This window comes from Prauserella endophytica, assembly GCF_005146945.1.
GTDB classification, from domain to species: domain Bacteria; phylum Actinomycetota; class Actinomycetes; order Mycobacteriales; family Pseudonocardiaceae; genus Prauserella_A; species Prauserella_A endophytica.
Window position 1 is genome coordinate 1 of record NZ_SWMS01000032.1, and the last position, 19,662, is coordinate 19,662.

15 protein-coding genes are annotated in these 19,662 nt (G+C 71.0%); 2 read left to right on the forward strand and 13 right to left on the reverse strand.

The window, feature by feature from the left end:
* Window positions 1–64: 64 nt before the first annotated feature.
* The gene (ligD, locus tag FCN18_RS33975; protein ID WP_113643143.1) at window positions 65–1,492 is read right to left on the reverse strand and encodes a non-homologous end-joining DNA ligase; all 1,428 of its coding nucleotides are present in this window, start codon (window positions 1,490–1,492) and stop codon (window positions 65–67) included.
* Between the two features lie 31 nt (window positions 1,493–1,523).
* A complete protein-coding gene (locus tag FCN18_RS33980) occupies window positions 1,524–4,697 on the reverse strand; it encodes a S8 family serine peptidase (RefSeq protein WP_137097111.1) in 3,174 nt (1,057 codons plus the stop codon).
* Between the two features lie 239 nt (window positions 4,698–4,936).
* Here FCN18_RS33980 and FCN18_RS33985 point away from each other — a divergent pair, with 239 nt between their 5' ends.
* A complete protein-coding gene (locus tag FCN18_RS33985; protein ID WP_137097084.1) occupies window positions 4,937–5,722 on the forward strand; it encodes a metal-dependent hydrolase in 786 nt (261 codons plus the stop codon).
* 241 nt (window positions 5,723–5,963) lie between these two features.
* Here the strand turns inward: FCN18_RS33985 and FCN18_RS33995 are convergent, their stop codons facing one another.
* On the reverse strand, window positions 5,964–6,884 hold the full coding sequence (locus FCN18_RS33995) for a phosphotransferase enzyme family protein (protein WP_137097085.1): 921 nt from the start codon (window positions 6,882–6,884) through the stop codon (window positions 5,964–5,966).
* 682 nt (window positions 6,885–7,566) lie between these two features.
* Between FCN18_RS33995 and FCN18_RS34000 the strand changes: the two genes are divergently transcribed.
* Window positions 7,567–8,502 carry a hypothetical protein gene (locus FCN18_RS34000; protein ID WP_137097086.1) on the forward strand — a complete coding sequence of 312 codons (936 nt, stop codon included), beginning with the start codon at window positions 7,567–7,569 and terminating at the stop codon, window positions 8,500–8,502.
* Between the two features lie 50 nt (window positions 8,503–8,552).
* Here FCN18_RS34000 and FCN18_RS34005 read toward each other — a convergent pair whose 3' ends face one another.
* From FCN18_RS34005 to paaI, 10 genes are all read right to left on the reverse strand, one after another.
* A complete protein-coding gene (locus tag FCN18_RS34005) occupies window positions 8,553–9,719 on the reverse strand; it encodes a type III PLP-dependent enzyme (RefSeq protein WP_137097087.1) in 1,167 nt (388 codons plus the stop codon).
* Window positions 9,716–11,401, reverse strand: coding sequence for an IucA/IucC family protein (locus FCN18_RS34010; RefSeq protein ID WP_137097088.1), 1,686 nt, complete (start codon window positions 11,399–11,401; stop codon window positions 9,716–9,718). The genes FCN18_RS34005 and FCN18_RS34010 overlap by 4 nt, the downstream gene beginning before the upstream one ends.
* The gene (locus tag FCN18_RS34015) at window positions 11,398–13,014 is read right to left on the reverse strand and encodes an IucA/IucC family protein (RefSeq protein WP_137097089.1); all 1,617 of its coding nucleotides are present in this window, start codon (window positions 13,012–13,014) and stop codon (window positions 11,398–11,400) included. The genes FCN18_RS34010 and FCN18_RS34015 overlap by 4 nt, the downstream gene beginning before the upstream one ends.
* Window positions 12,909–14,474 (reverse strand): IucA/IucC family protein, encoded by a 1,566-nt coding sequence (locus FCN18_RS34020; protein WP_228714259.1) that lies wholly within the window; start codon window positions 14,472–14,474, stop codon window positions 12,909–12,911. The genes FCN18_RS34015 and FCN18_RS34020 overlap by 106 nt, the downstream gene beginning before the upstream one ends.
* A 77-nt stretch (window positions 14,475–14,551) precedes the next feature.
* Window positions 14,552–15,553, reverse strand: a complete 1,002-nt coding sequence (sbnB, locus tag FCN18_RS34025; RefSeq protein WP_137097091.1) for a 2,3-diaminopropionate biosynthesis protein SbnB — start codon at window positions 15,551–15,553, stop codon at window positions 14,552–14,554.
* Window positions 15,554–15,564: 11 nt separating this feature from the next.
* Window positions 15,565–16,554, reverse strand: coding sequence for a 2,3-diaminopropionate biosynthesis protein SbnA (sbnA, locus tag FCN18_RS34030; protein WP_137097092.1), 990 nt, complete (start codon window positions 16,552–16,554; stop codon window positions 15,565–15,567).
* A 158-nt stretch (window positions 16,555–16,712) separates the two neighbouring features.
* Window positions 16,713–17,147, reverse strand: a complete 435-nt coding sequence (locus FCN18_RS34035; protein ID WP_113645083.1) for a hypothetical protein — start codon at window positions 17,145–17,147, stop codon at window positions 16,713–16,715.
* 187 nt (window positions 17,148–17,334) lie between these two features.
* On the reverse strand, window positions 17,335–17,916 hold the full coding sequence (locus FCN18_RS34040; protein WP_113645084.1) for a TetR/AcrR family transcriptional regulator: 582 nt from the start codon (window positions 17,914–17,916) through the stop codon (window positions 17,335–17,337).
* Window positions 17,917–17,928: 12 nt separating this feature from the next.
* Window positions 17,929–19,212 carry a phenylacetate--CoA ligase PaaK gene (gene paaK / locus FCN18_RS34045; protein ID WP_112264670.1) on the reverse strand — a complete coding sequence of 428 codons (1,284 nt, stop codon included), beginning with the start codon at window positions 19,210–19,212 and terminating at the stop codon, window positions 17,929–17,931.
* Entirely contained in the window at window positions 19,209–19,598 is a 390-nt protein-coding gene (gene paaI, locus FCN18_RS34050) for a hydroxyphenylacetyl-CoA thioesterase PaaI (protein ID WP_112264746.1), read from the reverse strand. The genes paaK and paaI overlap by 4 nt, the downstream gene beginning before the upstream one ends.
* Between the last annotated feature and the right edge of the window lie 64 nt (window positions 19,599–19,662).

Consider the following 19,662-nt stretch of genomic DNA (forward strand, 5'->3'; position numbering starts at 1 on the left):
CCCAACACCGGATGAAACAGCCGACCGCAGCCTGACTTTGATCTTGAGGTTGACACAAGGGGTGTCATGAGCCGAGCTCCTTCGGGTCGAGGTCCGGTCGCAGCCCGCGCCAGGCGGGTGCCCGCAGCCTGCCGTCCTCCGTCCAGTCCTTGAACACGACCTCGCCGACCAACGTCGGCCGCACCCAGCGGGCGCCCTTCGCGCGTTCCCTCGGAATCTCGCCTGCGAACGGGGAGGACTTGCGTTCGAGCCTGCGCAGGCGCTTCAGCAGGTCGCGCAGCATGTCGTCGGTGAACCCGGTGCCGACCTGCCCGATGTAGCGCAGCCCGCCGTCCTCGGGCAGCCCGAGCATGAGGGAGCCGAACGTGTCCGAGCGCTTGCCCTCGCCGGGCCGCCAGCCGCCGATCACCGCGTCGAGCGCGCGCAGGTCGGTGATCTTGAGCCAGTCGGTGCTGCGCTGGCCCGGCGCGTAGGGCGAGTCGGTGCGCTTGGCGATCACGCCCTCGAGGCGCTGCTCGTCGGCTGCCTCCACCACGGCGGCGCCCTCGCCCGCGAAGCTCGGCGACAGCTGCCAGTGCGGCCCGCCCAGCTCCAGCTCCTCCAGCAGCTGCCTGCGCTGCGCGTACGGCAGCCGCACGCACGAACGGCCCTCCAGGTGCATCAGGTCGAACACGAGGTAGGTCACCGGCTGCTGCTTCGAAAGGTGCCGCGCCCGCTGTTCGTTCGCGTGCATGCGGGACTGCAGTGCCTTGAAGCTCGGCCGCCCGTCGCGCAGCGCCACGATCTCGCCGTCCAGCCACACCTGCGTGCTGCCGAGCTGCTCGCCGAGCCCGCGCAGCTCCGGGTAGGTGGCGGTGATGTCACCGCCGCGCCGGGAGAACAGGGTCGCCCTGCCGCCCTCGACGCGGGCGAGCGCGCGCACGCCGTCCCATTTGAACTCGTACGCCCAGTCGTCGTCCTCCTCGGCCGGCGGCAGGGTGCCGGCGGTGGCGAGCATCGGCGCCAGCAGCTCCGGCAGCGGTTCCCAGTCCGGGTCCTGCGGCGGATCCTTGCGGATCACCTGCCAGTCCTCTCCACTGCGGAAGAAGACGTACTTGCCCTCGACGCGGCCGCCGTGCAGGACGATCGACACCTCGCGGTCGGACCACTTCAGCGTCTCGTACCGGCCGCTGTCCCAGATGAACATCTCCCCGCCGCCGTACTCGCCCTTCGGGATCTCCCCGGAGAACGTGGCGTACTCGAGGGGATGGTCCTCGGTGTGCACGGCCAGCCGAAGTGTGCCCTGCTCCGTGGGCAGCCCCTTCGGGACGGCCCACGAGACCAGCACGCCGTCGCGTTCGAGCCGGACGTCCCAGTGCAGGCGGCTGGCGTGGTGCTCGTGGATGACGAACGTGTCGTCGTCACCACGAGGCACCACGTCGCCTTCCGGCAGTGGTTCCGGCGTGTGCCCGGCACGCCGTTTCCGCCGGTACTCGTCGAGTTTCGACCCCATGGCAAGGGTCTACCCGATCCGGGCGCTCAGGTCACCCGCTCACCGACTCGACGAGCACGGCGCCGCTGCCGATCCGCAGGTCGTCCGGGGTGCGAACGGTGACGAGACCGCGCAGGACCCGGCCGTCGGCGGGCTGCCCGGTGGCCGTGACCGTGCCGGGAACCGTCCACGTGGCGCCGGTCGGCCTCGGCGCGTCGGTGTCGGTCACCGCGATCGTGCCGAACGCCGGGTTCGCGAACAGGTCGAGGTAGTCGTACTCCGTGGAGCCCGAGGGCACCGCGTAGCCGTCGACCTCGACGCGCCACGTCCCCGCCGCCGGGTTGCGGATGGTCACCGACTCCTCGGAGTCGCCGTCGGCGCTGTAGTTCGCCAGCGCGCACGTCCCGCTCGTGCAGTTGTAGACGTACAGGTCGAGGTCGGCGCCGCCGTCGGAGGTGTTGCCGATCGTCGCGGTCAGCGCCGTCGACCCCGGTGTCACCTCGATGTCGTAGCTCTGCAGCTCGCCCTCGGCGACCGACGGCCTGGCCACGCGGGCGCTGTCGAGCGGGCCGCCGGTGAGCCGCCCGGTGAACTGGCCGAGCGTGCTCGTGACGGTGTACTCCCGGTCGATGGGCGTGCCGAGCCGTGCCTGGGCGATGACGTCGGGGTCCGGGCTGATCGTCGTGCCCTGCGCCGCGATGGTCAGCGCCCACGGCACCTCGGCCGCGTCGGAGGTCCGCCGCGCTTCGACCACGATCTCCCACACGCCCGGCACGGGGTCGGTCACCGCGCGGCTCGTCGGCGAGCCCGTCGGGCAGCCCGCACCGGCGTCGGGGTTGTAGCAGTTCGTCGACGACGTCGGGTCCACCGGGACGCCGGTCGGGTCGTAGCGCACGAACCGCACCTGGCCGGTTCCCGGCTCGGGGCCGCCCGCCGCCATCTCGATCTGCAGGTTGCTCGTGCCCTCCGGAACCCGGACGAACACGCTCCTCGCCTGGTTGCGCTGGATCGTGCCGGACGCCTCCACGACGTAGCCGTCGGCCGCAGTGAGGTCGTAGGGCGTGAACACGGTGTTCATGGTCTGCACGTCGATGCCCGTGGTGCGCACGTCGTCCAGCCGCAGCAGCGCGGAATGCGTGCCCGCGGTGCGGGGGTTCACCCGGACGTCGAACGTGACGGGCCGATCGAGCGGCAGCCGCACCGAGCGGGCGGAGGAGAACGTGCCGTCGTTCCCGACCCAGCTCACGCGGTAGTTCACGGGGGTCGACGGCCCCGTCGTGCGCTTGAGTGTGTAGGTCCGCGTGTACGCCTTGCCGATCGTCACGCCCTCGCGGTCGTGGATGCCCACACCGGTGTTGGGAGTCTGCAGCTGTCCGGAGAGGACGGTGCTGACCGGCACCGACGTGGTCACCTCGTGGACGCCGGGGCCGCGGAGTGCCGTGAGGGCCCGCAGCGTGTCGATCAACCCCGCGCCCTGCGCGTTGGCGTCGATGCCGTCGACGAACCGCGAGGTGGACGTCAGCGCGGAGCGAAGTGCGGTCACCGGAGGGCGCTTGCCGCCGTGCAGTGCCTTGTAGGCGCTCACGAGCAGCGCGGCCGCGCCGGTCGCCTGCGGCGCCGCCATCGACGTGCCGTTGAACATGCCGTACCCGGCGGGCAGCTCGTAGGTGCCCGGCACCGGCTCCGGCGGCTGCCAGCGCGGGATCGACGAGACCGCCGCGCCGGGCGCGACGAGGTCGGGCTTGAACCCGCCGTCCTCGCGAGGACCGCGTGAGGAGAACGGGTGCAGCGACTCGGCGACCGGCGAGGAGGAGCCGTAGTTCGACAGCCACGTGTCGTCGGTGATGTAGGAGCCCACGCTCAACGCGTCGGTCGCCACGGACGGGTCGCCGACGGAGTTCGCCCCGGCGCCGCTGTTGCCCGCCGAGATGAACAGCTGCACGTTGTAGGTCTCGATCACGCGGTTGTACAGCTCGGCCCGCGCGTTGTTGCCGTCGTTGAGCGCAGGCAGGCCGCCGATCGAGATGTTCACGACGTCGGCGCCGTTCTCCGCCGCGTAGACCACGCCGTCGATGAGCCCGCTGGACGTGCACGACGGAGTGGAGAGGCACACCTTCACCGACATCAGCTTCGCGCCGGGCGCGGCGCCGTCCATGTTGCCGCCGAAGAGGTCGTTGCCAGCCGCGATGCCGGCGACGTGGGAGCCGTGCGCAGCAGCGGCGACGCCGACGTTGACGTAGCCGGCCTTGTCGGTCTGCACCACGAACGCCACGCGCTCGACGACGCCCGTGGCCGGATCGTCCGCGCCGAAGTAGCCGACGTCCTGGCGCACCTTGTAGTCGATCATCGACTTCTCGTCGGTGAAGTCGCCGTCGCCGTCGAGGTCGACGCGGACCTCCTTGGACGCGGTGTCCTGCAGGACGCCGTAGCTGTCGGAGCGGTCGCCGTCGCGGTTGATGTCCCCGCCGATCTCGCTCGCGGCGGTGCCAAGATCGCCCGCGACCTCGGAGAACACACCGAAGCTGAAGGCGCCCTCGGGGGCGGTCCACTGCCTGCCGTTCGCGGTGAACGTGCCGGAGTAGGTCTCGCTCGACATCGGCACCCACGTTCCGTCGCCCGATGTGGGGGAATTGGCCGTGTACCAGTCGACGATCTTGCGCTGGCCCGTGCTGGTCCGCGCGAGCGCCGGGTGGTCGAGGTCGACCCCGGAGTCCAGCACGGCGACGGTGGTGCCCCGCCCGTCCCAGAACGGGAAGGTCCTGCCGAACTGCGCGGCCTTGGTGTCGCCGGTGGGCAGATAGGGATTCACCCTCGGCGTGTTCTCGTCCGGCGCCGGCTGCGGCGACGGGTCGGTCGCGCCGACGGGAGCGGGCTCGTCGCGTGCGATGAGCCCGTCGATGTCGACCGCGTCCACCGACTTGAGCTTCGGAGCGACCTCCGCCTGCCCGATGGGCACGGTGACCTTGAGGTAGTCGAGTTGCTCGTTCGCCGAGCGGACCACACCGCCGATCGACTCCAGCTCACCCGCCGCGGCGTCGGCGCGCCCTCGCTGCGCCGCGACCAGCAGGGTGACCTGCGACCGCCCGGCGTCCTTCGCCTGTTCGAGGAGGGTCAGATCCTCCTGGTCGAGGATCTCCTCGTCACCGGGTGGCGGCGGTGCCGGTGGTTGTGCCAGCGCCTGCGGGGCGCTGAACCCCAACGTGCTCACGGCGACGATCAGTCCCATGATGCCGGCCCGCTTCAACGAACGTCTTCCGCTCAACTGCCTCGACCTCCCGCCAGCGCGATGCTCCGAGCATCTGCGTGAGGCTCACAAACGTTTCACATCCAGGTGAACCTGACCGAAAATCCCAACTTTCGTAGGGTCGGCCGCCAAGGGCGTGTCCGCGGGACACGAGAGGGGTTCGTTCGAAAGGATGTTCGACGGCCAGACCGCCCCCGCGTCCCCTGGAGGATCGCCCGCCCATGATGGGTCGTACCCACGCGCTCACCGGCTGGTGCGCCGGACTCGCCGTCGCCCCCTTCGCCGGGGTCACCACGCTCGCGCAGGCGCTGGTGTTCGCGGCGACGACGGCCGGTTTCGCGCTCCTGCCGGATCTCGACCATCCCGGAGCGCGGGCTTCGAAGCTGCTGGGCCCGCTCACCGGCGGGCTGTCGTGGTTGCTGCGCAAGGCATCGGCCTGGCTCTACGCGGTCACCAAGGGGCCGCGCGACGAGCGGGGCAAGGGCACCCACCGGCACCTGTCGCACACGTTGCTGTTCGCCGTGGCGCTCGGCTTCGCCACGTCGGCGGGCACCGAGGCCGGTGGCCCGTGGGCGGTCGCGGGCGTGGTCCTGTTCGGGCTGCTGCTGGCGGAGGACGCACTCGGCGACTGGCTGCTGCCCGTTTCGGGCGGCGCGGTGGTTTGGTGGGTCTACGAGAACAACCCCAACGCGCTCGCCGAGCTCGACGCCGTCACCGGGCTCCTCGGCGTCGCGGTGGCGCTGGGCTGTTTCACGCACTGCCTCGGCGACGCGCTCACCGAGTCCGGTTGTCCGTTCCTCTTCCCGCTCCCGATCGCGGGCGAGACGTGGTATGAGCTGCGCCCGCCGAGCTGGCTGCGGTTCCGCACCGGCAAGGGCTTCGAGAACGGCTTCGTCTTCCCCGCGTTCGCGGTGCTCGCGGTGCTGCTGATCCCCGGCGTGTGGACGGCGATGGTGGGGTTCGTGCAGGACATCCTGGGTGGCACCGCCGTGGAGGCCGACAGTTAGGCAGCCACGCCAGCATGCTGCCCCGCGACCAGCAGCGGCCGACGGCCTGGGTGCGCAAGGCCGGCTGGCCGAACAACGCCAGGCCGATGATGCTGTGGCCCGAGGCGCGGCGATCAGCGAGTGTCGGTACCGCCGGCGCGGCCCCCACCCCTTCCGCCGGCACCCACGCCCCGGATCTCCAGACTGGGCGAGACTTTCGGGCACATCGGCTTCGCCTCGCCTGGTCGCAACCTGGTAGGACCTAGGCGTTCGCCTGGCGGAGCCGTTCGGCGGCCTGTGCGCGGACGGCCTCACCGGACACTGGTGGGTCTCCGTGCAGCGCCTCCCAGCGGGCGTTGTGCACGGCGGCCCAGAGGCTGGCCGCCCAGGCGATCTCCCACTCCTCGGCGGTGAACCGGCGTCCCCGTAGGTCCAGGTACGCCGCCAGGAACGCGGCGGAGCTCTCGACCGGCGCCAGCGTGGGAGGTGAGGCGCTCGCGAACGCGCCGCACGCCGCGCCCACCAGTGCCGCCTCCGGCTGCCACGCCAGGCTGTCCCAGTCGTGCACGGCCCACACCTCGCCGTCGTGCCAGCGGAGGTTCTGCGCCTCGAAGTCGGCGTGCCCCAGCACGCACGGCAGGTCGGCGGCCAGCAGTCGCCTTCGCACCCTGGCGGCCGTGTCGACGACGTACGCGGGCACGGCGCTCTGGTCCCGTTCGTCGAGGAACCCGATCGCAGGCCACAAGCCGGGATCGGGGTGGTCCCATCGAGCCCAGCGCGGATTCGGCAACGGCGGCGCGACGGTCACGTCGGCCAGCTCGGCCATCAGCCGCGCGAACACCGCGGCGTAGCGTACGGCGACGTCCGGCGAGTCCCCGCGCAGCAGCTCACCGCCTGGCCGCAACTCCTCGGCGTGCACGGCGAGCCCATCGACGGCGACAGCGGGTGTGAGCGGCCGGGCGCACGGAAAGCCCCGCTCCGCCAACCGGGCCTGCGCGGCGACACACGACGATGCCCGGCCGTCGTCCTCGCGCGCCTTCAGCACCACCTCGCGCCCATCGGACAGCCGCAGCCCGAACACGGCCGAGATGCTCCGCTGCTCGAACAACACGCCGGCCGGCTCGTGGCCCAGCCGGTCCACGCACCAGGCCGGCAGCCAGTCCGGCAGCTCCTCCGACGGCACGGTGACGACTGTGCCAGGTTCGCCGGGCCCCGGGAAGCCGCCGGTCACGGGGCCCCGCTCCCGGCCACTAGAACGGCGTTCGCGCTGGTCTCCACCACCGGCCACCGATGACCGCCGCTCTACCTGTGCCCGGCCGTTCCAAGGCGCGAGCGTTGTGCGCAGTACGAGCACCGCCGCGCCGAGAAGAAAGGCACAGCGAAGTCATGGCACCTCCTCCGGGACTCGCACCAGTGGCCGACCACCCCGCCTCCACCGCACTCAGGGACGAGGGTGACAACGACGACCTGAAAGACACCATGGCGGAGTACGCCGCATGGATCGACTATCTGACCGACTACCGAGAGCACGACGCACCCCGGCGCATCCGGTTCATCAACGGTGAACACCTCGAGGACGGAAGAACCGAGGTCGATCTCAACAAGCCCACCGACCAACCGTTGATCAGGGAGGGCGAGCACTACGGTCATCGGTTCGGTCATCGACGGGGCCGACCATTCCACCGTTTTCGAGGCGGCCCTTGCCCTCGCCAGGTGCAGTCCCGCCGCGCTCGGGACGGCGTACAACGGGTTCGCGACCGGCTACCTCTGCGTCGGGGGCACCGGAGACACGGGAGAGCGGACGGGTGAGGCGACCGGGGCCGAGTACCCGATGTTGCTCCCGCTGAACTCGGACTTCGCGCCAGATGCGCAAGGGCTGGATCGAGGACGGCAACGCCAGAGCCCACGACTGGGAACAGCGGTGGATCAGGTTCGCCGTCGGCAACGAGAACGCCTTCCTCGCCGTCGCCGAAGCGTTCGCGCTGTACCAAGCGGTGTACCTGGAAGCCCGGCGCGCGCTGGACCAGGCGGTGAAGGGCCTGATCGAACGCTTCGAGGCCAAGATCACCACCTCGCCGGCCGAGGCGCCGGCCGCCGGTCCGAACTGGTTCGCCGCTCTGCTCGCCGGAGCCGGGGTCGTCGGCGTCACGATCGTGACCGGAGGGTCGACGTTGCCGTGGCTGGTGTCCGCCGGCGCGATCGGGGCCGCCACCGCCGCCCTCCAGGAACAGGCCGGGAAGTCGCCGGCCAAGTACGAAGCCGTGGACCCCGGCCGCTGGAGCCACCTCCTCAACGGATTCCGCGAGGAGGTGACCCGGCAGCTGAACCAGTTCGCCGGTGAGATCGACAGCGTTCGCGACAACCTGGACACGCGGATCGCCGAGATCCGCAACGGACACTCGATGGATCCGCCAGCGCTCGACGAGTCGATCAAGGACATCCCGCCTCACGGGCGCAACATCGTCCCCGGCCAGCTCAAGGGCGGGGTGAGCCGCTGGCTGGATCCGAAGGTCGATTCCCTTGCCGCGAACAGTCGGGAGTACCGAGCGGGCGTCGACACGATCGCCGCTGCCGACTGGGGTTCGTCCTCGGGCTTTCCGGCCATTCCCCTCGCTGGTCAGAACTTCGGGAGCAGGGCTGTGTCCCTCGGGCAGGAAGCCGTCGACAAGCACGACACGATGGTCGACTCTCTCCGGCAGTACGGTGAGGCCCTCCGGTACGTCGCCGACACCGCCCAGGCGGCCGAGGACAACGCGGTCGGGATCATGAACAACCTCCTCGCGACCGTCGAGGGCCTGTAGGAGAAGCTGGCCTGGTGTGGACCAGGACTGTCACGACGGACTCGAAGGTCTCACCGACGGCGTTCGCTCGGCGTGTACACGTGCTCGGGGTGCGGGTGGCTGAGGAAGTCGTGGTGCGAGATCTCCCAGCCGTACGCGCCCGCGTAGTGGAACTCCAGCACGTCGCCCGCCCGCACCCCGTCCACCACCACGTCCCGGGCGAGCACGTCCTTCGGCGTGCACAGCTCGCCGACCACCGTCACCGGCTCGCCGTGCACGCCCGGCCTCGGCAGGGCAGCGGGCCACGCCTCGACGGAGCGCACGCTGAAGGGGTGGCTGTGCTGCCACGAAGCGGGCAGCCGGAAGTGATGAGTGCCGCCGCGCACGAGTACATAGTGGACACCGTGGTTGCTCTTGACGTCCAGCACCTCGGTCAGGTAGCTGCCGCAGGCGGCGACCAGGAACCGCCCGCATTCGAAGTCGATCTCCCTCCAGTGCCCGGGAAACGTCCCGGCGAGCCGGGCGAGCCCTTCGGTGAACCGGTCCCAGTCGAACTGCGCCGTCAGGTCCGCGTAGTTCACACCGATCCCGCCGCCGACGTTGACGACCTCGCAGCGAACCCCGAACGCCTCCTCCCAGCTCGTGATCTTGCGCCGGTAGAGGTCGAGCATCGCGAGATGCGCCTCGGGCGAGAGGTTGTTGGACAGCGAGTGCAGATGGAAGCCCGCGAACGCGACGCCGGGCAGCTCGACGGCCGCCCGCACCGCTTCGGGAAGTCGCGCCTCGTCGATGCCGAACTGGGTGGGACGGCCCGCCATCGCGAGGGTGGCGCTCGGGAACGGGCAGGCGAGGTTCACCCGTAGCAGCACCGCAGCGGTCCGGCCTAGCCGCGTGGCGACCTCGGAGATCCGGTGCAGTTCAAGCACGCTCTCCACGTGCAGCCGCGCGACCCCGGCCGTGAGCGCCTGCTCGATCTCGGCCGGCGTCTTCGCTGGACCTCCGAAGAGCACCTCGCCGTCGGACGCCACGGCCCTCGCCTTGGCCAGCTCACCACCGGAGGCAACCTCGAACCCGGCCACGAGTGGCGCGAGCGTGCGTAGGACCGGCTCCGCGCTGTTGGCCTTCATCGCGTAGAACATGCGGCAGCGTTCCGGCAGCGCGGCGACCACCTTGCCGGCGTGCTCGGCGAGTGCGCCCAGGTCGTAGACGTACCGGCACACCGGCTCCGGCGCGGTCATGAGCGCGCCAGCGGGTTGGGGACGCGGTGCAGCCGCAGTTCCGTGTCCGGCAGCAGGCGGCGAGTCGTGAGCCTCTCGACGGCGACCTCCGGCTTGAACACGTCGAACAGCGGGTCGCCGAATCGCTCGTGGTGCTCGCGCACCACCTCGCCGACGATGGCCCAGAAGTCGCGTTCGGACAGTCCGTGGGCGTCGGCGAGGAAGATCGCCAGCTCGCCGATGTTGACGAAGAGGAACGCGTCGAGCATGAAGTCGGCGACGAGCTCGGGGTCGCCCGTCTCGATGAAGGAGTTGCGGTTTCGGTGGTACGACGGCGTTCCCCGCAGCTCCGGGCACAGCGACGGCTCGGCCAGGTGCTCGCGCGAGAAGCGGATTCCGTCGTGGAAGTCGCGCAGCGCGACGCGCGTCGGCAGGCCGTCGCGGTGGAGCAGCACCATGTTCTGCGCGTGCGACTCCAGTGCGATGCCGTGGCGGCAGAGCAGGTGCACGAGCGGCACCACGGCCACCTCGGCGAGCCTGCGCACCCAGGCCCGCACGCCATGCTCGCGCACCCACGGGTCGAGGAAAGGCGTCCCGTCCCGCTCGCGGGCGGTGAGCGCGGTGAAGGGCGCTGCCCGCTCGCCGGGGTCGAGGAACGGGTGCAGGCTCTCGCGCCAGATACAGGCAAGCGTGCCGTAGCCGTCCTCGCGAAGGAACTCCGCGGCGGGCTCGGGGTTCACGGCCGTTCCCATGACCTCTGCGAGCAGCACGGTGCGCAGCTCGCCGTCCAGGAAGGGATCCGATGCGACGACGCTTCGCAGCCAGTCGGAGACCAGCGGAGCGTTGTGCACGGTATGGGGCGCGAGCACCCGGCTGGTGGAGGTGTTCAGCAGCGACATCGCGAGCTTGAGGTAAGGCCGGTTCGGCTGGTCCACACAGGACAGCGTGCGGATCGACTGCTGCGGCAGGAACTCGTGCGGATCCTCCCCGAGCACCACCAGCTCGCCCGATCGCAGTTGCCCGGAGAACGCGCTCGCGACGTGTTCACGCCACTGCCACGGGTGCACGGGCACGAGCGTGTACTCCGGCCAGGGTGTCGTGACGGCCTCGCCGAGCTGACCGCGCAGGAAGGTGTGCTCTTCGACCGTCGCCGACGTGGTCACCTCGGTGATGTCCCGCCGCGCCGCGAGCCACAGTGGACGGATCGGGTGAGCGAACTCGGGGCCGTAGGCCAGGTTGTCGGCGACGTCGAAGCCGATGCGGGACTTGTATGCGGGGTGGTAGCGATGCCCGTCGGTGACGCCGCCCTCCAGCGCGTCGAAGCCGGACCCTGCGAGCACGCCCCGGCGGCAGTACTGCGCGAGTGCGTCGTTGAACAGCGTGTGCTCCAGCTCCCGTGCGAACCGGGCGAGGCACTCGGGATCGGCGTCGAGGCGATCGGAGATCTCGCCGAGGAACCGGGTCACCGACTCCGGTTCCCGTCCGTCGCGAAGGATCTCGTCCACCGTCACGCGGTCGAACGTGAACCGCCGCCTCGCACTGAAGGTGTAGGTCACGCCGCCCGCGCCCGCGATCGTGATGTCGTCGCTGGTGCGCACGGCGCCCTCGTAGAGCAGCGACTCCAGCAGCTGTCGCAGCAGCCTGCGCCGCACCGTCCGCGTCGTCGGCGCGGTGAGCGCGCGCTGGACGAGTTCGTGGGTCATGGCAGCTCCCGCAGCGGGTTGGGGACGTCGACGTAGTGGGGCCGCTCACCACGACCGGTGAAGCGGCTGAACAGGTTGGCCTTGGCGGGCAGCGTGGGGCAGGCGAGCAGATCCCCGGCCTCCGGCCTGCCCGTCAGGTGCTCACGCGCGACCCGCCACAGGCGGTCCTCCCCGGCGCCGGTGTGCAGGCCGAGCACGTGCACGACGTGCCCGAGCTGGTTGGTCACCGCGTGGTAGCGCAGCCGCAGCCACGCCTCGTCCTCGTCGTAGAGCACCGGGCTGTCGGGCGCGACCAGCTCGTGCCGGGCCCGCGTGCGGCTCGCCGACACGCCCTCCAGGTCGCGCACCCAGAACCCCGTCGGCCGGCCGTCTTGCGTGCACAGCAGGGAGTTCTGCACGTGTGCCTCGAAGCTCACGCCGTCGGAGGCGAACGCCGACAGCAGCGGCAGCAGCGAAACGTCGAGGTAGCGGCGAAGCCACTCCTCCGCAGGCCCTTCGATTCGCGGCGGATCCTCGAGCCACCCGGCGAGCACCCTCGGCGCTTGCCCGTTGCGGGCGAACGGATTCCGCCGGAACAGCACGGCGAGGTCGGCCGCCAGCCCGTCGCTCACCACGCGCGGGTCGAGGGTGCGGTAGCCGCTCTCCAGCACCACGCCGAACCCGTCCAGTGCGGGCAGGCGCGCGGCGAGCAGGCTAGCGTCGGCCGCCCTGCGCAGGTGTTCGAGCGGGTTGTTGCGGACGAAGTTGGTGATGCGGACGTGCAGCGGGAGCTTCCACGAAACCGGGAACTCCGGGTCGCACACGGTTCGCACGGACGACGTCGGGTAGACCGGCCTGCCGAGCGGGCCCAGCGGCACCAGCGCGCCCTGCTCGATCAGCGCGGTCACCTCGGGCAGCCCTCGCAGGTATCCGGCCTGCCACGGATGCACCGGCAGTGCCTCGTACCCCGGCGGGACCTGTGCGGCGACCTCGTCGGGCACCCAGCCGCCCGGCGCCACCCGCACGTCCACCACCACCTCGCTCGCCACGGCGAGGTAGTAGGGCACGAACTCCGCGCCCAGCTCCGGTGAGTAGCGCCCGAGGTCGGCATCGGTGAACCCCTCGGCGCTCTTCGGCGTTGGGTGGAACGGGTGACCGAGCAGAACGTTCTGTTCAGCGTGGCGGGTCAGCGCGTGCGCGCCGGTGCCCGGCTGCCGCCTGCCATGGCCGAGGTAGCGGGCCGTGCGGCTGACGCTGTTGCCGATCTGCGCGGCCAGCTCGGCGGCACCGGCGCACCCCGTGGTGGCCTCCAGCTCGGCGAGCAGCGCCGCGACGAACTCGGCGTGGCCCGGCGTGGTGTGCTCGGCGTAGCGGTGGTGGCCGCACGGAGAGCGGTGCCGTACCTCGGCGCGCAGCGTCCGGCCCGTCGCGGGCAGCCGCACCAGCAGCTCGCCGGGTGCGACATCGTGGACGCCGGTCTCCCGCAGGTAGGCGTTGAGCAGCCGGGTTCGGGCGGCGTGCTCGGCGGCTACGACAGCAGCGGGTTCGGGACTCGTCCCGTGCTCGCCGGCATGCTCACTCCCGCCGAGGAGCCCTGGCGCAGCAGCGGGCCGAGCACCTGCCTGCTCGGCCATGTCGGCGAGCGCAGGAGCAGCCGCTCCACCTCTGGGGGCGGGCTCGTGCGGCCGAGGCTGGTGGTCAGTGCCGTGCGGAGCTGTTTCCACAGGAGCTTCTCCGTGATGCCGTAGTGCCGGGACAGTGCGTCGGCGATGCCGTAGAGGTTGACCTGCAGGCCCAGCGTCTGCAAGTAGCCGACGAGCGCCTCCGGTTCTCCGAGCACGAGCGACTGCCGCGCACCCGGCTTGACGCGGTAGCGCGGCTGCTCCACCCCCGCGGCCCGCATCCACTGTGGATGGACCCGCAACGTGTCGTGGTCGCGGAGCACGAACCGGGCCGGCAGCCCGCCGGCCAGTGTCACGGCGACGTTCTGGCCGTGCAGCTCGGGCAGGACGCCGTAGCGGAGGAAGCCGAGCGCCATCGCGCAGAACGCCTCCGCGAGCGCCGTGAAGAACGGCACCGGATCGCACTGCCAGCCGCTCGCGTGGAGTGCGGGTGCGGCGAACGCGCCCATGGGCACGGCGTCCAGGACGTCGGCGGGGTAGGTGCGCACCTGCGCGGCGAGGTGGCCCGGCCGGTCGGCGAACTCGTCGTCACCGGCCCAGCCGCACCAGGTGCGCTCGTCACACACGGTCACCAGCGCCGCGAGGTCCGGATCGCGGGCCAGAATCGCGCGCATGGTGCGTTCCCCGCGCTCGCCGTTGTCGAGGTAGCGCGGTGGCAGCAGCCGGGTCGCGCCGAGCGTGGCGATGCCAAGCGGCAGCTTCACGTGGCGCGCCTGCCCGGGTGCGACGAGCGTGCGCAGCGACGACGTCGGCCGGAACTCGCCGAGCCCGCGCGCGAACGGACGGACGTCGCCGCTGGCCAGCTCGGCGGCGAACTCCCTCGGCAGCACGTGTTCGAACTGCCATGGGTGCACCGGCAGGAGGTGGAACCCCTCGGGTGGTTCCGGCGCGGCCTCGCCGAGGAGCAGGCCTGCGAGTTCCCTTGCGCCGGAGCCGAAACGGAGGTGGCCGGTGCGCACGGCGACCCAGTCGAGCGGGAGCGGGTCGGTGCGGGTGGTGCCGTAGCGGGCGAGGTCGGCGGCCGACCAGCCGGCGGCGGCGCGCGCGGTGGGGTGGAACGGGCGGTTGCGGCTCGCTGCGAACCGTTCCCCGGCGAGCATCCCGAGCGTGCCGCCGATGGCGCTGTGGTGAGGCGTGGCCGTCACCTCGCCGTGTTCGACGGCCGTGCGCAGGTCGCGGGCGACCTGCTCGGCGAAGGGCTCGCCGCCGGCGACGACGCGGATCAGCTCGTCGGGCGTGACCCCGGTGGAGCCGTGCAGCACCGGCCCTCCAGCGAAGCGCACCCGCTGCAACGCGCCGCCGTCTCGCACCCGGAAGCTCACGTCGCCGACGCGGTACCACTCGCCATCGAGGACCCCCTCCCCAAACCCGCAAACCCCTTCCCGAACGAGCGCGTCCACCAGATCCCCCATGACCTCGCCGCTGCAGTGAAGGCCACCTTCACTGCGTTGAACGCAGGCATGGTGGCCTTCACTGCAGTCGGGGTCGCTCAGTAGAGGGTCAGGCATGTGCCGACGTTCCGGGACTCGGCGCGGCGGTAGACCTCGGCCGCGCATGCGATGTCCTCCACCGCCATCCCCATCGGGTTCAGCAGGATGATCTCGTCGTCCGTTTCCCGCCCCGGCCGGGTGCCGCACAGGATCTCACCCAGCTCGGCGTGCAGCTGCTCGCGCGAGAACGAGCCCTCCAGCACCAGCTGGTTGATGATCTTCTTCTCCCGGTTGCTCTGCTCCCAGTCGTCCACGACGACCTTGTCCGCGCCAAGGAAGACGTCCTTGTGCACGTCCATGATGGACACGTTCGCGAGGAACGTGCCCGGCTTGAGCCACGAGAACGCGATGTACGGCTGGTCGGTGACGGTGCACGGCACCACGACGTCGCCCGCGCGCACCGCGTTCTCCGCGCTCGCCGCCACCCGCACCGTCGCGCGGTCGCCGACACGCTCCGCCAGCGCCCGCGCGGCGTCCTCGCGCACGTCGTAGGCGTGAATCGTGGTGAGGGAGGGGAACTGCTGCAGCAGCGCGGTCACCTGCGTCGTGCCGATGAGGCCGCAGCCGATCAGCGACATGTCCGTGAAGTCCGGCCGCGCAAGGTGCCGCGCCGCCAGGCATGTCACCGCCGCCGTGCGCCAGGCGCTGACGAGCCCGCCCTCCATGATCGCCACCGGGTAGTTGGTTTCCGGGTCGTTGAGCACGATCACCGCGCTCGCGCGCTCGAGCCCCGACTCCGGGTTGTCGTGCTTGCTGCCGACCCACTTGATGCCCGACATTCCGGCCTCGCCCGAGGAGCCGACGTGTGCGGGCATCGCGATGATCCGGTCGGCGATGTGGCCCCTGCCGACGCGCAGGTACGGCTTGAGCGGCTGCACGGTCAGGCCCCGCGCGTGTGCGACGAGCGCCGAACGCAGCGCGTCGACGTAGAGATCGGAGTGGTCGCCACCGACGGCGGCGACGTCGCCGCGCGTGAGGTAACGGATGCGGGGCTCGGACATGTGGATGCTCCTCAGGCGTTGTCGCGGCGGGATTCGGCTGCGGCGAGCCATTCGTCGTCGTAGACGAGGTCGAGATAACGGTCGCCTCGGTCGGGGAAGATCGCCACCACCCGGCACGGCCTCGGCAGCGACGGCAGCGTGCGGCGGATCGCGGCGACGACGGAGCCCGTGGAGCCGCCCGCGAAGATGCCCTCCGTGGCGAGCAGTTCGCGACAGCCGTGTGCGGCGTCCACGTCGTCGACGTGCACGACCTGGTCGATCTCCTGGGGGCTGCACAGCTCGGGCACGCGGCTGGAGCCGATGCCGGGGATCTCGCGGCTGCCCGGAGCGCCGCCGAAGATCACCGAGCCGACGGCGTCGACGGCCACCACCCGCAGGGCGGGGAAGCGCTCGCGCAGCCTGCGCGAGCAGCCGAGGATGCTGCCGGTGGTGCTCACCGCGGCGAAGAGGTAGTCGGGCGGGCGCACCAGCTGCTCGGTCAGCTCGGCCCCGGTGCCGTGGTAGAACGCCTGCCAGTTGCGGTCGTTGGCGTACTGGTTCACCCACACGGCGCCGGGGGTGCGCGCGAGCAGCTCCCGAACCCGGCGGAGGCGGCTCTGCAGGTAACCGCCCGCGTCGTCCACCTCGGACACCAGTTCGACCTCGGCGCCCAGCCGGTGCAGTAGCGCGAGGTTGGCCGTGGTGGTCTTGGGATCGACGACGCAGGTGAACCGCAGGCCGTGCACCCTGGCGGCCACTGCGAGGGCGATCCCGAAGTTGCCGGAGCTGCTCTCGATGAGCCTGGCGCCCGGCCGGATCGAGCCGTCCCGCAGCCCGCTCTCCACGATGTAGCGCGCCGACCGGTCCTTCATGCTCCCGCTGGGGTTCAGCAGCTCCAGCTTGGCGACCACCTCGGCGTCCCGCTCGGGGAAGAGGCGGCGCAGGGCGACGACGGGAGTGTTGCCGACACAGTCGAAGACGGATTCGCCGACGGACTCGGCCACGGACGAAGCGGCGGTCACTGGACTCCTCGGCTCGGCAGGTCGCACCCCTATAAGGTAAGTCTTACCTTACCAGAGCCGTAACTGTCGATGAGGGCGTCGACACCCGCCGTCACCGGACAGGCTGGTGCCCCGGGGGCGCGGGGTCCCCGGGGCACCAGGTCCGGGCCAACCGGCCGTCAGCCGTCCGTCGAGGCCGCTACGTCCTCGTCGTCGTCGTCATCATCATCGGTCACGAGCCAGTCCTCGTCGTACACGTCGGAGGGCTCGGCCTGCTCGTCGTCGGTGGCCGCCCACGTGCTGCTCGACGCCGCACCGTCCTCGCTCGCCGCGGCGCTCTCGGTGTAGTAGGCCGCCTCACCATCGCCGTCCGTACCGGCGTAGGTCAGGTCGGAGGCCGCACCGGCGGGCCCGGCGTACTGGCTCTCGGTGACGTACGAGACGCCCTGCTCCTGGCTGCCCGCGTTCGCCGCCACCTGCTCGGTCGCGACGCCGTCGGGGCCGACAACGGCCGTCTCCGAGCCGTATTCGTCGGCGGAGGCCAGGCCGGCCGACCCGAACGCGAGGGGCAACGCCAGCGCAGTGGCGACCATGGTCCGTCGAACTGTGCGCATGAGATGATCCTTTCTCTGTGTTCGCACAGGGATGGGACCTGGTCTTCATCGCTTTGCCTGGCACCGAAGGCCAGGTCCCGTTTTCCTTACGCGAGACTCATCGGGAGCCTCGGCTGTGTTGCTACCCGGCGTTTTCGCTCGCTAACCCCCAGTTCCCGGCCGGGTCCACTGTGTTGGTGACCTCTGCTCAGGCCCGCAGGCGGATCCCTTCGAAGGCGATTCTCGCCACGGCCTCGGAGATGTCCGTTCTCGCGCGAGCCGGGCGATACCACTCGATCAGTGAGTTCACGAGACCGAAGAGCAGGCGCGCGGTGACCGCGGGATCGACGTCGGGCCGGAGGTCGCCCTCGCGCTCAGCCTCGGCAACCAGCTCGGCGACGATCCGGTCGAACTCGCGCCTTCGCGCCAGCGCGGCGCGCTCGACCCTCGTGTTGCCGCGCACCCGCAGCAGAAGCGTCACGAACGGCAGCTGCTCCACGAGCAGTCCGACGCTGCCGCGCACCAGGTACTCCAGGCGCTCGACGGCGCGGCCCTCGACCGAGGCCGCCTCGTCGGCGACCGCGAACAGCCCGTCGAGCGCCCGGTTCACGGCGAGCCGCAGCAGCTCCTCCTTGCCAGGCACGTGGTGGTAGATCGCCGACTTGGTGATGCCGAGCCCGCGGGCGAGGTCCTCCATGCTGGTGCGGTCGTAACCGCGTTCGTTGAACAGCGCGACCGCGCACCGCAGCACCGACTCGAGGTCGTGACCGGGCCGTCCCCTGCGGGCCATCGGGGTGACCGGTCAGGTCTCGCGCCGGTCGATCACCCGGCGCATCTTGCCGACGGAGCGCTCCAGGGTGCCGGGATCCACCACGGCGACGTCGACGCTCACGCCCACGCCGTCCTTGACGAGCGCCACGATCTCGTCGGCCGCCGCCTTCCTGCGCTCTGCTGGCGCGTCGGGTTCCGCCTCGACGTGCACCGTCATGTGGTCGAGGCGGTCGCGTTTGGACAGCACGAGTTGGAAGTGCGGCGAGAGCCCCTCGACGCGCAGCACGACCTCCTCGATCTGGGTCGGGAACACGTTGACCCCGCGCAGGATGATCATGTCGTCGGAGCGGCCGGTCACCTTTTCCATCCGCCGGTGCGCCGGCCGTGCGGTGCCGGGCAGCAGCCGGGTGAGGTCACGCGTGCGGTACCGGATGATCGGCAGCGCCTCCTTGGTGAGCGAGGTGAACGTCAGCTCGCCCAGCTCGCCGTCGGGCAGCACGGTGCCCTCGATGGGGTCGACGATCTCCGGCAGGAAGTGGTCCTCCCAGATGTGCAGCCCGTCCTTGGTCTCCACGCACTCCTGCGCTACCCCGGGGCCCATCACCTCGGACAGTCCGTAGATGTCCACGGCGTCGATGTCCATGCGGCTCTCGAGCTCGGCCCGCATCCGCTCGGTCCACGGCTCGGCGCCGAGGATGCCCACCCGCAGCGACGTCGAGGCCGGGTCGATGCCCTGCTGTTCGAACTCGTCGAGCAGCGTGAGCAGGTATGACGGCGTCACCATGATCACGCGGGGCTCGAAGTCGGTGATGATCCGCACCTGCCGCGCGGTCATGCCGCCCGACGCGGGCACCACCGTGCAGCCCAGCTTCTCGGCGCCGTAGTGGGCGCCGAGTCCGCCGGTGAACAGGCCGTAGCCGTAGGCCACGTGGACGGTGTCGCCCGGTCGTCCGCCCGCCGCGCGGATCGAGCGCGCCATGAGCGTCGCCCAGTTGTCGATGTCGGTCTCGGTGTAGCCGACCACGGTGGGCTGACCGGTGGTGCCGCTGGAGGCGTGGATGCGGCGGACCTGCGACTTCGGCACCGCGAACAGGCCGAACGGGTAGTTGTCGCGCAGGTCGGCCTTGGTGGTGAAGGGGAACTTCGCGAGATCGGCCTGCTCCCGGCAGTCGTCGGGATGCACACCGGCCTCGTCGAACCGGCGGCGGTAGAAGGGCACGTTGTCGTAGGCGTGCCGCAGTGTCCACTGCAGACGCTTCAGCTGGAGGGCGCGGAGCTCGTCGACGCTGAGCCGTTCGGCGGTGTCCTGTGTCATGTGACTTCCCTGTCGATGACCCTGCTGCGGCCACGGAACTCGGCGATGACGGTGCGGCCCTCCGGCCCCTCGCGATGCACGGTGACGTCGTAGATGCCGTTGCGCCCGAACCGCGTGCGCTCCTGCGCGGTCGCGACGAGGTGGTCGCCGAGCCGGGCGGAGGCGACGAACGAGATCTCGGCGCCCGCCGCGACGGTCACGGGGCCGTGACTGTTGCAAGCGCACGCGAACGTGGTGTCGGCGAGCAGGAAGACGTAGCCGCCGTGGGCGATGTCGTGGCCGTTCACCATCGTCGGCGTGATCCGCATCGTCGCGACGGCGTGCCCGCCACCGGCCTCCCGCAGCTCGATGCCGAGCGTCTTCGACGCCTCGTCAACGGCGAACATGTCGAAAGCAGCGTTGCCCTGCACCAGCCACACCCTTGCCAACTGACCGAATGGACGGTTAATA